This window comes from Parabacteroides sp. Marseille-P3160 (genome assembly GCF_900162725.1).
In the GTDB taxonomy this organism is placed as follows: Bacteria; Bacteroidota; Bacteroidia; order Bacteroidales; family Tannerellaceae; genus Marseille-P3160.
In genome coordinates, this window is the sequence record NZ_LT799418.1 from 4,412,944 (window position 1) to 4,428,239 (window position 15,296).

Annotated in this window: 12 protein-coding genes; 7 read left to right on the forward strand and 5 right to left on the reverse strand. The window is 43.7% G+C overall.

The window, feature by feature from the left end:
• Positions 1-156: 156 nt before the first annotated feature.
• The 3 genes from BQ8014_RS17675 to BQ8014_RS17685 all read right to left on the reverse strand — a co-directional run bounded on the left by BQ8014_RS17675 (position 157) and on the right by BQ8014_RS17685 (position 6,027).
• Positions 157-762 (reverse strand): porin family protein, encoded by a 606-nt coding sequence (locus BQ8014_RS17675; RefSeq protein WP_080905512.1) that lies wholly within the window; start codon positions 760-762, stop codon positions 157-159.
• Between the two features lie 4 nt (positions 763-766).
• Positions 767-4,477, reverse strand: coding sequence for a phosphoribosylformylglycinamidine synthase (purL, locus tag BQ8014_RS17680; RefSeq protein WP_080905513.1), 3,711 nt, complete (start codon positions 4,475-4,477; stop codon positions 767-769).
• A gap of 329 nt (positions 4,478-4,806) precedes the next feature.
• Positions 4,807-6,027 carry a hypothetical protein gene (locus BQ8014_RS17685; RefSeq protein WP_080905514.1) on the reverse strand — a complete coding sequence of 407 codons (1,221 nt, stop codon included), beginning with the start codon at positions 6,025-6,027 and terminating at the stop codon, positions 4,807-4,809.
• A 406-nt stretch (positions 6,028-6,433) separates the two neighbouring features.
• Between BQ8014_RS17685 and BQ8014_RS17690 the strand changes: the two genes are divergently transcribed.
• The 6 genes from BQ8014_RS17690 to BQ8014_RS17715 all read left to right on the forward strand — a co-directional run bounded on the left by BQ8014_RS17690 (position 6,434) and on the right by BQ8014_RS17715 (position 11,119).
• Positions 6,434-7,003: a histidine kinase gene (locus tag BQ8014_RS17690; protein WP_160150120.1), complete on the forward strand. Its 570-nt coding sequence runs from the start codon at positions 6,434-6,436 to the stop codon at positions 7,001-7,003.
• Positions 7,004-7,066: 63 nt separating this feature from the next.
• Positions 7,067-7,378, forward strand: coding sequence for an ATP-binding protein (locus tag BQ8014_RS17695; RefSeq protein WP_160150121.1), 312 nt, complete (start codon positions 7,067-7,069; stop codon positions 7,376-7,378).
• Entirely contained in the window at positions 7,375-8,139 is a 765-nt protein-coding gene (locus BQ8014_RS17700; protein WP_160150122.1) for a LytR/AlgR family response regulator transcription factor, read from the forward strand. The genes BQ8014_RS17695 and BQ8014_RS17700 overlap by 4 nt, the downstream gene beginning before the upstream one ends.
• 274 nt (positions 8,140-8,413) lie before the next feature.
• On the forward strand, positions 8,414-9,703 hold the full coding sequence (locus BQ8014_RS17705; RefSeq protein ID WP_080905518.1) for an acetylxylan esterase: 1,290 nt from the start codon (positions 8,414-8,416) through the stop codon (positions 9,701-9,703).
• Positions 9,704-9,803: 100 nt separating this feature from the next.
• A complete protein-coding gene (locus BQ8014_RS17710) occupies positions 9,804-10,466 on the forward strand; it encodes a LysE family translocator (protein ID WP_080905519.1) in 663 nt (220 codons plus the stop codon).
• An 11-nt stretch (positions 10,467-10,477) separates the two neighbouring features.
• On the forward strand, positions 10,478-11,119 hold the full coding sequence (locus tag BQ8014_RS17715; protein ID WP_080905520.1) for a carbohydrate-binding family 9-like protein: 642 nt from the start codon (positions 10,478-10,480) through the stop codon (positions 11,117-11,119).
• Positions 11,120-11,325: 206 nt separating this feature from the next.
• Here BQ8014_RS17715 and BQ8014_RS17720 read toward each other — a convergent pair whose 3' ends face one another.
• Together BQ8014_RS17720 and BQ8014_RS17725 are read right to left on the reverse strand one after the other, a co-directional pair.
• Complete coding sequence (locus tag BQ8014_RS17720) at positions 11,326-13,686, reverse strand: TlpA family protein disulfide reductase (protein ID WP_080905521.1); 2,361 nt, start codon at positions 13,684-13,686, stop codon at positions 11,326-11,328.
• A gap of 145 nt (positions 13,687-13,831) precedes the next feature.
• Positions 13,832-14,239, reverse strand: coding sequence for a DUF6249 domain-containing protein (locus BQ8014_RS17725; RefSeq protein WP_080905522.1), 408 nt, complete (start codon positions 14,237-14,239; stop codon positions 13,832-13,834).
• 438 nt (positions 14,240-14,677) lie between these two features.
• Here BQ8014_RS17725 and BQ8014_RS17730 point away from each other — a divergent pair, with 438 nt between their 5' ends.
• Positions 14,678-15,292, forward strand: coding sequence for an HU family DNA-binding protein (locus BQ8014_RS17730; protein WP_080905523.1), 615 nt, complete (start codon positions 14,678-14,680; stop codon positions 15,290-15,292).
• Positions 15,293-15,296 lie beyond the last annotated feature (4 nt).

A 15,296-nucleotide genomic window follows, 5' to 3' on the forward strand; every position in this document is an offset into this window, starting at 1 on the left:
CCCAAAAAGCATTGCGCCACCCTGAAAATCGAGTGCACTCAGTTTTTTTATTGAGTACACTCGATTTTTTCAGTACAAGTCAGACTTTTGATGCATCCCTTTTTCATAAGTTCAGTTCAAAAAACAGATCTCTAATTCTCTATCTCAATCGGGCAATCAGAATCGCCAGCCTACATTGACCTGGAAGACGCTGTTCTTGGAATTTTCCCCTTCCATATTAATTGGTTGTCCTCCAAAATCAAAGCTCCCGGTATCAAAGGTATTGGCCAAGCCTAAATTATAGTTGACCGAGAAGTTCAAACCGAGATCGGTCTGATATCCGGCGCCGAAAACCAGGGCGAAATCAATAGTCTTAAACGCATCTTTCGTATCTACATCGACCGAAATACCGGAATAACTTCCGCTCGCCTTAGAGTTTACCAGAAAGCCGATTTGAGGGCCTGCGAAGAAATTCAATCCTTTATAGGCATAAACCTTTCCCAATACCGGTATATTCACATAATCATTCTTTAAAGTGGCGGTAACACCCGATTCAGATTTTTTCGCTCCTTGCATAGAATAATAGACCCCGGGTTCAAGTGAAAACCGTTCGGTAAGGGCAAACTCCCCATTCACACCGATATTCAGACCAATCCTCGGATCTGCTCCATCCGAATTTGTCATATTGGCAATATTCATACCTACTTTCGGTATGAAATGAAACTCCTGCGCCTGAATACCCAATGAGACCAAGCACACCAGTAGCAAAATCAGCTTCTTCATTATGTTAGTTGTTAATTGTTAATTGTATGTTTTTACTTTCAATCCATTTCCGCGCATTAACAAAAGCCTCTATCCAAGGCGTTACCTCGTCCCTATTCTTCCGATCTTCGGGATAATAGCCGCATTGCCATGGAAAGAGGGCCCGTTCCGGGTGGGGCATCATGGCCAAATGACGGCCGTCTTTCGAACAAACGCCGGCAATCGCTCCGGGGGATCCGTTAGGATTGGCCGGATAGCCGTCGTAATTATATCTTGCAATAATATGATATTCCTTTTCTTCATACGGGAAGGAAAACTTACCTTCTCCGTGGGCGACCCAAACACCCAGTTTCGTGCCCGCAAGTGAGCTTAACATGACGGAATGGTTCTTCGGTATCTCCAAACCTATAAAGCCGGATTCGAACTTATGGGAGTCGTTATGCAGCATTTTGTGCTTTTTTTCGTGCTCCGGGTACAACAATCCGAGCTCCGCCATCAGTTGGCAACCATTGCAAATACCTAAACTCAGCGTATCTTCCCGCGCATAGAAACGGTCGATTGCCGCTTTCGCCTTTTCATTGTAGAGGATGCCTCCCGCCCAGCCCTTGGCCGAACCCAGGACATCGGAATTGGAGAAACCTCCGCAAAAGACGATCATCTGCACGTCATCCAGCGTTTCCCGTCCGGAAGCCAGATCGGTCATATGGACATCTTTCACATCGAAGCCGGCCAGATAAAGCGAATAGGCCATTTCGCGATCCCCGTTCGTCCCCTTGTCGCGGATAATGGCGGCCCTGATTCCGCTCGCCTTACGGCGGTCGGCCGACAGGCCGTAGGAAGAGAGTTTACCGGTAAAGTCCTTATTAAAACGATATTGAAGGGGTTGCATCTTGTAATTTTCAAACCGGTTGCCGGCGCAAAGCGAACCGCTTTGCTGGATATCCAGTTTATAGGATGATTCATACCATACATCCCGCATATAGTCTATACCGAAATGATATTGGATACCATCCTTCGAAACAAGGATATGACGTTCGTCAGTCGGTTTGGCAATGCGCGCAAATCCGATGCCGGCATCACGCATCTGTTTCTCAAATGTCTTTTTGTCCTTCACTTGGACCAGGATACCCGGGTTTTCGGCAAAAAGTATCTTGATAAGGTCTTTTTCCGCCAAAGCGTCCAGATTGACTTCCAATCCTCCCTCTATATTCGCAAAACACATTTCAAGCAAGGCTGTCAGCATTCCTCCGGCAGAGATATCATGCCCGGCCAGTATCAGCCCCTTCTCAATCGCTTCCTGGACGGCATCGAATGCATCGCGGAAATATTCCGCATCCGTAACGGTAGGCACCTCGTCACCCAACTTATTCAAAGCTTGTGCGAAGGCGGAACCTCCCAGTTTGAAGGAGTCGAAGGAAAAATCGATATAATAAACAGATGAATTCTTTTCATACGCCAGCACCGGAGAAACAATCTTCCGGATATCGCTCACTTCGCCACCGGCCGAGATAATAACGGTCCCGGGTGACAAAACTTTGTCATCCCCGTATTTTTGCGTCATGGAAAGGGAATCTTTTCCGGTCGGGATATTGATTCCCAGTGCGCAGGCAAAGTCGGAAGCCGCTTCCACTGCTGCATACAGCCGGGCATCCTCGCCTTCATTCCGGCAAGGCCACATCCAGTTGGCGCTCAGGCTGACGCTATCCAGCCGTTCAGTAAGCGGGGCAAAAACAATATTCGTCAATGCCTCGGCAATGGCCATCACCGACCCGGCAGCCGGATCGATCAGCGCTACCTGTGGCGCATGGCCGATGGAGGTTGCCATCCCGGCTTTGCCGCGATAGTCCAACGCGACGGCGCCAAGATCGCTCAACGGGAGTTGCAATTCCCCCTGGCATTGCTGGCGGGCAATACGCCCCGTAACCGACCGGTCGACCTTATTCGTCAACCAGTCTTTGCAGGCTACGGCCTCCAGTTGCAGCACATTCTCCAGATAATGATGTAACTCGGATTCCTTGTATATGACAGGCTGGTAGGTATTTTCCACCGTATGATCCTTCATGACCGTACGCGGCGGTTTACCAAACATATATTCCAATTCAATATCGATAGGCTTTTTACCATCGGCCTGTTCGAAAACAAACTTCATGTCGTCGGTCGTTTCGCCGACCACATACATCGGCGCACGTTCCCGTTCGGAAATCCGGCGGATTTTCTCCTCCGCTTTTCCGGGAATCAGCAAGCCCATGCGTTCCTGGCTTTCATTCCCGATAATTTCCTTGGCCGAAAGCGTCGGATCGCCGACAGGCAGCTTGTCGATATCGATATGGCCACCGGTTGCTTCCACCAATTCGGAAAGGCAGTTGAGATGACCGCCGGCGCCATGGTCATGAATCGAGACGATCGGATTCTCATCCGATTCCGCAATTGTACGGATCACATTCGCTACCCGTTTCTGCATTTCCGGATTCGCCCGCTGAACGGCATTCAACTCGATTCCGCTCGTATATTGTCCCGTATTGACTGAAGAGACGGCACCGCCACCCATTCCGATACGATAATTATCCCCCCCGAGAACGACAATCTTTTCTCCCGGCTTCGGATCGCCCTTCAAGGCGTCTCGCCGATTAGCGAAACCAACCCCGCCGGCCAGCATAATCACTTTGTCATACCCATATTTCCGTTCGTTCTCCGCATGCTCGAAAGTGAGCAGCGAACCGCAAATCAGCGGTTGCCCGAACTTATTCCCGAAATCCGAAGCGCCATTTGACGCCTTGATTAGAATTTGCTCCGGCGTCTGGTAAAGCCAGGGACGTGGATCCAATATCTTTTCCCATTCACGGGTTCCTTCCGTACGCGGGTAGGAAGTCATATATACCGCCGTGCCGGCAATCGGCAACGAAGCTTTCCCCCCGCCCAACCGGTCGCGGATCTCCCCGCCTGTTCCGGTTGCCGCTCCGTTAAAGGGCTCCACCGTAGTCGGGAAGTTATGTGTTTCCGCCTTCAATGAAAGTACGGTCTCGATCTCCTTGACTGCGAAAAAATCCGGCCGGTCACCGGAAAGGGGAGCAAACTGCTCGATCGCCGGCCCCGCATTGAAGGCTACATTATCTTTATAAGCGGAAACCAATTTATTCGGATTCAGCTCCGAGGTTTTCTTTATCAGTTTAAACAAGGAGCTTTCCTTCTCTTCTCCGTCAATGACAAAAATGCCGTTGAAAATCTTATGGCGGCAATGTTCTGAATTCACCTGTGAAAAGCCGAACACTTCGCTATCCGTCAACTTCCGTCCGAGCTTGGCGCTGACCTCCTTCAGGTAATCGATTTCCTCCTGGCTGAGCGCCAGTCCTTCCTGTTCATTATAGGCTGCCAGATCGTCGATATAGACAATCGGATCAGGTTGTTTGCTGATTGTAAACAGCCCCTGGTCCAAGCCTTTATAAATCCGTTGTAGCATCGGATCATGCGCCGCTTCACCGGAAGCCGCCGGGATATATTCCTCAATACGAGTAATCCCCCGGATTCCCATGTTCTGCGTAATTTCCACAGCATTCGTACTCCAGGGAGTAATCATTTCCCTACGTGGGCCGACAAACCAACCCGCAAGGGTAGCGCCCTCCACCGGGGTCGCCTCACTAAATAGCCAAATTAATTTCTGAATGTCTTCAGGAGATAAACCTTTCAACGTTTCAACCGCCAGTACGGTTTCTACAGAAGACTGAAAGAATTGAATCATAACGGTGTTTTATTAGGGGTACACGTCAATTGACAGGCAAAGATAGCTATTTTTCTTTATTTGATTTTCTTTTCATTGGTTTTCGGATCTTGCCGACAATCCCGGATAGCCACAATAAATATTGATTTGTCTTCTGTAGATAAGAAATAGTTAGATGCTTAGCAAAAGAGAAATTGGCTTTTGAGAACTTATGGCATAGCCTTAATTCAGGATAATAAATATCTGTTTATCCTTCAAACACCAATTGCCTCAAATTGATCAATGCATTTAAAGGTACGGAATCATGCATATCAAATTGATATTTGATTTTTTTATAAATATCCACAATGTTATGTTTTAAGTTTAATTTTTAAAAGTATGGGGTTGCTTTCCTCTTTCAGATCATCAAACGGAGGATGACAACCTTCATCAAGAAAGCAAAATGCATCTACCAAAATGTATAAATAATTTTTATATACATAAAAAGTCCTATGGTTAATACGATTGCATAAATCAATTGTTTTTAGATAATGATCAATATCATTCACAATCGGTTTGCCGGAATAATCGGATGCTTTACCGGTATGATCCGCATATCCTAATTTATCATTTATAGAATATAATAAACTTCCATCAGGTAAAGGTAGTGTACCCGTTAATATTTTCATATTCATAACTCTTGATTTGTCAAATTCACCGACCATTAATTGAATGCATTCACGAAAATTAAAAAAAGACTTATCTGTAATAAATATATACTTTGGGAGGAAAGACTTAAAATCAGTAGTTTTGAACAGCGTATCAATCGCATTTTGGGAGAACCATAGCGTAGAGTCAATTTGAATAAATTGTTTATCGTACATAGTTATTCCACGCATTCTTCCCGGAATTTTTTCATTGGCAACCGGACTCGGGTATTTATAAACGATTGAACTATCCCGAAGATTCATTACATAGAAAATATAAGGTCCTATGATATTATTCACCGAATCAAGATCCACAAAAGAACGATCGTAAGAGAAAACTTCGAAATTATCAATATATGCTAAAACATGTTTTATTTCCAATTCATTTTTCTTTTTATCAATTTCAAACAAAAAATCTCCATTAAAAGAATAAGCAGAATAAAATCGATATTTATAATAATTGCTGAATATGAGATATCTACTGGCTCCATTAAAGACAGCATAGTCTCCTGGTATTTTCTTTGCTTCTTGAGGCCCCGCTCCTTCTTTAAATATTTTTTTCAGGAAAGCTCCTTCAGGTGAGTATTTAAAAATGTTATCATAATCCAGATAAATCGTATCATCAAATATCCTGACTGCAATATGTTTAAGATCTCCAATCAAGGGTTCGTCCGACAATCGGATATAAAGAATAGAATCGGCAAATTGTGATAATTTGATTGATTGGTCAGTCTCTTTTATTTTTGTAAAATCAACAAAAATAGGGGTCTCCACATTCCTTGTTATCTGGCCTTTATCATATTTGCACCCATATAACACAAATAAAAAGAAAAGAATGTATTTGCTGGCTTTAGCTAAATACTGATTATATAGCTTAAAACTCATTTAAGGTAAGTATTAATGCATTAATATTGCTCTAAATATACAATTTTCATTTATAGTAAAAACTATTTTTGATAGATAACGACTTTTAGTGTCAAGAAAACACAAAAAATAAAGTCACGAAGAAGTCCCTTGAGGAACTTCATCAAATTTTTAACGAAGTAATATTATATAGAAGATAGCTATTTTTCTTTATTTGCCGGTAAACACATTTTCCACGAATGCAACAATGAATATAAAAAAGAGGATCATTCACCCTTGCTTGCTAAATTATATATATTTTTGCATTATAGCTTTTCGTCACATCAAATTTTAATACATTCTATCAAAGAATATGGCTGTTTGCACTCTACTCATTTGCCTGTCTTTTCTATTATGTCCACAGTCACTTGAATGCAACGAGCTTTCAATGACTGAAAAAGAAAATAAAAATTCTCTCGTCCTACTGCTGGAACAGAATTTTTTATTTTCAAGCGGGGCTTTAACCAAGCTATGCCTATACATCCCGGCGCACAAAACAGAAGACTCTTTTCACTCCATCCGCTCTGAAACAGATCTATCGGAAAAAATAATGCTGATCCAAAGACAAAAGAGGGAGATCGAGTCCTTAAAACACGATGTATATGTCCGGAATCTCCTGATTTTTTTGATCCTGCCCGGGAGCTTACTTGGCTATTTCTTTATGGAGAGACGGCATTACCGACAGAAACTGAAGTACCTGGAACAAATCACCCGATTCAGGATCAGCAACATACGCAACCGTATATCACCTCATTTCATGCTTAACATTTTAAACCAAGAGATAAGCAGGGCCGACAAAGAGACGAAAAACCATCTGTTAACATTCGCACACCTGCTTCGGAGGTGCCTTGGAATGGAGGAGCAAATCAATATAAAACTGGGGGATGAAATAGATTTTGTAAAAGATTATATTGAATTGGAAAAACAAAAGTTCGGAGAAGATTTTACGATAAAATGAGATATCGATGAAAATATAGATACCGATCATCTCCAGATCATTCCGATGATGCTTCAAATACCGGTGGAAAACGCCCTGAAACACGGTTTATCTCAAGTAGAGGGTAAAAAGACAGTTGTCATAAAAATAAGAAAAGAAGGGACAGGCATAAAAGTTCGGATTACAGATAACGGAACAGGGTATTACCCGGAAAAAGAAAGTCGTACATCTGGAACAGGAACCGGTTTAAAAGTACTGAACCAAACAATAGAAATATTAAACTTACAAAACGCGGAGAAAATAACCTTTTCTCTATCAAAGAAAAATAAAGAAAAACAAAACGGGACAAGCGTCGAACTATTTATTCCCTTCAACTACCAATACAAATGCCAATGAAAAAAATATATACAGCCATTATTATGGATGATGAACCAACCAGCATATCTAACCTCCATGCGTCGTTAGAAAAAACCAACCGGATAGAAATTGTCGATATAGCTTCGAATGTCCAAAAAGGGAAAGGGGCAATCCTCGCCGACAGACCCGACCTGCTCTTCCTGGACGTAGAAATGCCGGATAAAACGGGAATCGAATTTTTGAGGGAGATGAGGGGAACGATAAAATGGCCGATGCAAGTAATCTTTTATACGGCCTACGAAAAATATTTATTGGATGCACTGCGCGAATCCGCTTTCGATTATTTATTGAAGCCGTATACGGAAAATGAATTCTCTCTTGTAATCAACCGGTTTCTTGATTATATGAAAAAGGAAGCCAAACCAAACGCCTTTGAAGAAGCTATTAAAAGGCTCCAACCGAAACAGAGTTCTTATTATTTGATTTCCACCATCAATGGTTTTCAATCCGTCCAGCTTGAAGACATCGGTTACTTTGAGTATGACCAGGAAAAAAAGTACTGGTTCGCCATTTTTGCCGACCAAACGATCCAATTAAGGCAAGGAACTACGGTTGAGAATATTTTAAAGTTTTCTTCTGTTTTCACGCAGATTAATCCACAACAAATTATCAACATCTCCTATCTCCTGGCAATTGAAAACAAGAGGTGTATCCTGTCCCATCCTTTTGAAAGGGCCGACCGCCTGATTATTTCCAGGTTCTATTTCAAATCCGTCCAGGAACATTTTTTCCTGATATGATTCTTAGGAATACGCCGTAAGAACACGAAAGCGACCGGTATGCTTATTTCTCATTTCCGCTTGGGTTTTATATCTACCACTTTTAGTAGCAATCCGTCCTTTCCTGAGCCGGCCTTTCAGATCTTCAACAGAGTATCGGCAAAGAGTTTGCTTTTTTTGACTCTTTTATGGCTTATTTTAAATGAAAATATTTATTTTTGACAAGAAATAGATAAGAAACAGATGGACCTAAGGTCTTATCCGGTTCATAATGTTATTTTAAATCTTTAGATCCATGAGAACATTTTTATTTACCTTCCTTTTCAGCTTGTTCATCGGCTCTGTTGCGGCCCAGCCTGCCGAGCGGATGATCAAGATAGCCATTACGCCGAATAGTGAGGACTGGAATTATAAAACCGGTCAGAAAGCATCTTTCGAAATATTGGTGACGCAAAACAGTGTCCCAATGAAAGACGTTGCTGTCCGCTACGAGCTTTCCTACGATATGATGACCCCCTTTCAGGTAAAATCCCTTGTCTTGAAAGAGGGGAAAACCAAAGTAGACGCCGGAACGATGGAGAAGCCCGGATTCCTGCGCTGCCGGGTTTATGTAACCTATGACGGGAAAGAATATGAAAGCCGGGCTACCGCAGGTTTTGACGTCCAGTCGATCCGGCCGACCGCCATCCTGCCGGAAGACTTCACTGCCTTTTGGGATAAAGCAAAAGCGGAAAATGCAAAAATACCTATCGACGCACGGTTGACACTCCTGCTGGGCCGTTGTACGGGATCGGTAAACGTATATGAATTAAATGTGCAGAACTTTAGTTACGGTTCACGCATCTACGGGATATTATGCGTGCCCAAGGCGCCGGGCAAATATCCGGCGCTTCTTTCTGTTCCCGGAGCCGGAGTACGTCCCTACCAAGGAAATATCGCCACGGCGGAAAAGGGAGTCATTACGCTGGAGATCGGGATTCACGGCGTCCCGGTGACGCTGGATCCCGTTATTTACGACAACCTGTCGAAATCCGCCCTTCTCAATTATCCGGCGCAGAATTGGGATAACCGGGATCAGGTATATTACAAACGGGTTTACTTGGGTTGCGTCCGGGCAATCGACTATCTTTACAGCATGCCGGAGTTCGACGGAACCCGCCTGGCTGTGCAGGGAGGGAGCCAAGGCGGCGCTTTGGCTATCATCACGGCCTCGCTGGATTCGCGTGTGAAGGGACTGGTTTCCTTCTATCCCGCCCTCTCCGATCTGACCGGATACCTCCATGGCCGTGCCGGAGGATGGCCCCATCTTTTCCGCGAAACGGCCGATTCCCCTGCCATTCTGGAACAGAAAGCCAAGACTACTGGTTACTATGATGTCGTTAATTTTGCACGCAACCTGAAAGTTCCCGGATTTTACTCTTTCGGATATAACGACATGGTCTGCCCGCCAACCTCCACATTCTCCGCCTATAATGAAATCAAAGCCCCCAAAGAGTTGCTTATCATACCTGAAATCGCTCATTACACTTATCCTGAACAGTGGGAGAAAGCAGGGCAATGGATTTTTCGGCTTTTTGAAAAATAAACGCTAAAACATCTATAAATACCTTTCAAATGACGCCCTTTTCATATTCTTCCATTATTTTTCAAATAGTTGATGCTATCTTTGCGGCAAAAGAAAGCGCATGTTAGAATTTTTTTGGAAAGGTTTTGTCATCGGAATCCTGGTCTCCGCACCGATGGGGCCGGTTGGCATGCTTTGCATCCAACGCACTCTGAACAAGGGACGCTGGCACGGTTTCATCACCGGAATCGGCGCCACCATGTCCGATTTGACATACGCCGCTCTCACCTGTCTATGCATGGGGCTTGTGGTTAATTTTGTGGAGGCAAACCAGACGCCCCTGCAACTATTCGGTAGTGTCGTACTGGCCGGATTCGGATTTTATATCTTCCGCAGTAATCCAACGCGTGCGCTGGCCAAGCAGAAAGACAGGAAACTGTCCTTTACGCAGGATTTCATTTCTGCTTTTTTACTGACGTTCAGCAATGTGCTGATTGTATTGCTCTATATCGCTCTCTTTGCCCGCTTCAGCTTTGTGGCGCACGAGAATTCGTTGTGGATGATCCTGGTCGGGTTGGGAGGAATTGGCGTAGGGGCAATTTGCTGGTGGTTTTTCATTACCTTTGTCGTGTCGACTCTACGAAAATGGTTCAACATCCGGGGAACCTACTTGCTGAACCGGATTATAGGCTCCCTGATCGTCTGCCTTTCCGTCGTAGGAGTATTGTCGGCGCTTTTTTCATCATATCTGAACTTACCGTTGTTACAACTATTACATATATAAACCGGAAACAAATGAAAAAATTGAACGTACCTTACCTCGAAACACTGGATGTCCTATCGCTTTCGGCGGCTGCCTCCCTGCTGCAGGATAAAGGCCGGAAAGGGGAAATCGACAGCCTGAACTGGGCGGAATACCCCTATCGCCCGGAAGTATCCTTTTTCATCGGACGAACGAATCTGCGTCTATATATCAATTACGTGGTAAAAGGGAATTCCCTGAAGGCCAGCTATGGGAAAGACGGCTCACCGGTATACCAGGATAGTTGCGTGGAATTTTTCATGCAACAGGAAGGTGAAAAGATTTACCGTAATTTCGAATTCAATTGCATCGGAACGTGTGATGCTTCGCGCAGGCGTTCGCGCACAGAAAAAGAATCGCTTACGCCGGAAGAATATGCCGGCATCCGGCGCTATTCTTCGATAGGCGACCAACCGTTCGAAGAAAAAGAAGGACTTTATACCTGGAGTTTGTTGGTCGCTATTCCTTTTTCAACCATGGATCTTGACCCCGGAAATCTACCGGAGAAAATCCGGGCAAACTTCTATAAATGTGCGGACGAAACAAAGTATCCGCATTTCTTAAGCTGGAACCCGATCGATTTGCCTAAACCGGACTTCCATTGCCCTCCTTTCTTCGGAGAACTCTTTCTGTAAGCAAGATGCAGGAAGGCCTCAGGGCAAACTTTTAAAACTCCTGTTACGTTCGGCGGAAGCTCCAGCTCCCGTCGGTGATAAAAGCGAGGCTCCGCCCTCGCAATGATTATCCTTTTTTAAGGATAGGCAAAACAGGAGCTTCCAACACGACGCAGTGAGGACACTCCGCCCGACAAAGGGGTAAGAGTTTGCCCTGAGGAAGGCCTTTAGTCGGAGAATGCCGATTCTATCTCACGAGTCAAGACCTGAGTTCCTTCAAAACCGACATGAAAGTAAGTTTGTTCCCCTTTCTTATTTAAGATCAAATAAGAAGGAACTCCATTTACACCGAATTTCTGTTTCAGGGAATTAAGCTGCTCTTTTGTGAGCCGGAAATGTTCACCGGGGATTCCCGTAATCATAAAATTAAATGTGTTTAGCGGAGATGTATAGTCTGTTAAATAGATAAAAGCAACCCCTTTCTCTTTTAACTGTTGTTTTGCCGGTTCAAGCTGTTTCATAGCCCATCGGCAAGGAGAACACCAGGTTGCCCAAAAGTCGACAAGAAGGACTTTCCCTGCAAAGGGTTTGATGATCTCATAAAATAAGCTGTCTCCGGTAAGCGCCTCCGGAACTGTATGTACGGTATAATTTCCTTTCTTTTTATTGGCTTCGATCTCACGCAAAAGTTCGTCATTTTTCTGCGACAGATAGGTATAATAAAAAGGATTGTCCATTTTCGATACATACGTTAACACCCGGGGGGCCAACGGTGTTTTTTCATCTAAAGGAGAAGCCAGTATTTGTGTGGCCATCAAGTCGAACGCGAGTCCTTTATCCGTACCTATCAGCGATTGTAAAACTTCTTCGGCACAAAGGTATCGGATCTGCCGTTCGTACTTATTGTAAAATGCCTGTCTAAAGTCGCTGGAAAACGTATCCGGTTGCACAATCTGTTTAAAGAACTTCATCTGTATGGCTTCCAACGTATCATGTGCCGGTTTATCGACTGACAGATCTCGATAATCAAATAAGTTGGCTTTTTCCAAAATGGATTGGATATTATTTCCAGGTAACTGATTTAACGAATCTATTTGCTGTATAAGCGTTTGATATTTTTCTACCAATAAATTCGTCTGTCTGAGTGACTGCACATATTCATTGCAGTTTTTTTTGAACAAATTCACTTTATCTTCCGGCCAATTGATAAAATTGGAGTTTACACGATCGCTCAAATAGTTCAATTCCTCTACAGTCAAATCGGCCATCCCGGCCAATTTCTCCTTCATCTCTTTTGTAGTCCCCTCTTTATTCACTTCATTCAACTGAATGAATTTGCAGTTATTGATCGCCCAACAATAGTCCGCAGTATAAAGATAGCGGGGGTCATTGATCTCATATTCTTTCAGAAAGCTATAATAATCGGGAGAAAAGACGGGAGGTGTATAACCGGTAAGTTTTTCTCTATAACCTATATTATTCGCTTTCCGATAGGCTGATTCTAAATAATAGCTTCCAAAAAACAGCCGATCCATCGCCTGCATTTTCACATCAGCGGTAGCCAGTTCTTTTACTTGTTGCGATCCCTTTTCGTTTTTAAGACGATTGATCGCGCTATCGGCAAGGTTTAAAACATGTTCTTTGTACTGGCTCGCAGACATACCCAGTATTTCGTCCATAAACCGGTCATAATTGAACGTATTGTTTAATGAATCGGACAGCGACAAGAATTGATGATTCAGCTCCGCATTGGCACCATTCACATAGATCCATTGTCCTTTCGGACATTTATCTATGCGTGCGCGTGATTCCTGGCAAGCTATTCCTTGCAAATCAACATAGACGGATGACTCTTGCTCCGGTGTAAGCAATACTTTTATCTGCTTTAGATTTTGCAAGCGAAGCGTTACCTGCATCGTACAAGGGAGGGGGACTTTGACTTCAAAATGGCCATCGTCTCCGAGTTTAAACTCATACTCATATTGCTCACCGGTGAGGGGATCGTTTGCATATACGAGTCCGTCAAAGTTGAGTTCGGGTATATAGCCGAGAACTTGACCTTTTAAGGTAGCAATGCCTGCTTTAAATACAGGTGTAGGAAGGGATTTCGTGTCATTGATTCCCTCCGGTTCCCGTCGGGCTCCCTCAGGGACGCCGATCCGGTTCGTCAGAACAGGCGATTTCAATTCAATTCCCCAAATTTTGAAGCAGGTGGGGCAATCGCTTTCGATAAAATCGATTCGTTCGGTAGAGGGATCAATTGGAGGAAAATAAAGAACAAACGAACGTTCTCCCGTTTCATCCATATAAACTTCCTTACTCAATTCCATTCCGGTCGCGTAGCGAAGCATTTTTTTTTCACCATTGGCGCGGATATAAGTCTCCTGCGCGATACGTATCCACTGACCCGGTTTCTCATACCCGGTCATATAGAGGATCGTAGCAGTATCGCTTAGAATGATCTTGTCAATTTCAACACTCGTATAATTCCATATACTAAACGGAGGTCGTTCAATCACAATCTCTTGTGCAGTTCCCGATAAGCTGGCGAACGCAAGAAGAAAAAGGAAGCAAATGTGTTTTTTCATAGTGTACGATTTAAAAAGTTACTTTCTATCCAAAGATAGGTATTTTCCTATTTATGACGTAAGTACATTTACTAAAAAATCCTGTCCAACCTCAAGGTGAACAGGATTTATGCTGATCTCTGGAAAAATACGACACAAAAAAAAATCACTTTTCGCCTTTCTTGCCCATTTTGATTTCAATGACAAAAGCAATCAACAAACCGATCCCTCCAAAGAGCAAGACAGACGCTCCATAAGCGGTGCTCATTAACTCCCCTCTGTACCAACCGTCATTTTGATAGGAGCTAATAATGGAAGTGCTGATGATAAAACCGACTAAAAGTCCAAGTCCGATTCCGGCCAGTAAACATCCGGCCTTCAAAGCGCCGAAAGAGAATTTTCGCCCGAAACTTGGTAATTCAATCTTCCCGTTTAAATCAGCCGATTTAATTTTGTCTCCCAATTTTTCAATAATTGCCATCCGTTCTTTCCTCCGGACAAACAATTCAAATATCCCGTAAATTGCAGCGCAGGTAATTCCCAATATTAAAGGAACCATAATAAAATCCATCATAACTATTTACTTTAAATGATTAATTAACTCGTTTGTCTATTTGACGTCTTTCCAGGAAAAAGGTTACAGAAGCATTCCATCCAAATATAGTAATGAAAACTTTTTCAGGAAATAAATAGTACATTTACCACGAAGGGAAGCGCTAAGATATAGTAAAGCAGTAAATTATAAAAACTCACGCCGATTCCCTGACTATATCCCTTTTTACAAATTTCCCTATTCTCCGGAATAATTCGGAGTATCTGTTTTTATATTTGTACTTAGAAATCGGATTTTTATACCCAGGTTGACCTGGTGACCAACCTTGGTTAGCCACCAGGTCAACAAAGGTTAGCCTGGTGGCTAACCAAGGTCTATAAAAAATTGAGTATACAGGAAAACGGATTTCAATACAGCATGAAGCTATTTTCATACTGCTAACCTTAAATATTCAGTACCATGTCTATTGTATTTACCGTTCATTCCATTCCGGACCCCAAGGGGGAAAAAGGGAAATCATTACAGCATGCCCGTGTTTATTCGCCGGGCACACGGGGAATCGATGATATTTGCCCTTTGATTTGTTCTCGTTCCACACTCTCGCCGGCCGATGTCAAAGCGGCATTGGACTCATTCGCTTGGATATTGGGAGAGTCCCTCAGCCAAGGCTACCATGTCCGACTGGAAGGAATCGGCTGCTTCTCTCCGTCTCTGCACACCACCCGGACCGACAATGGCCATATGGCCGTCGAGGTAGATAACGTAAATTTCCATTGCGACACCAATTTATTGAAACGACTCCGGAAAGCCGGTCTGGAGCGTAACTATGCAAAAGAAAAAGAAAGCAGGAAAATAAATGAGAAAGATTGGACGGAAGACATGCTCTTGCTGGCCCGACAAGCCGGCTACCTGTCTCCCCGCCTGTTCAGCGCCTTGACTCGCTGTTCCCGTCATCAGGCGGAGGTTCACTTGCAGGAATACGTAGAAAAAGGTCTCCTTGTCCGCAAAGGAAAGGGAAAGCATATACTCTATCTGCCGGTATTACCCGAGGAAAATAAAACGGAAGGCATCTAAAGCC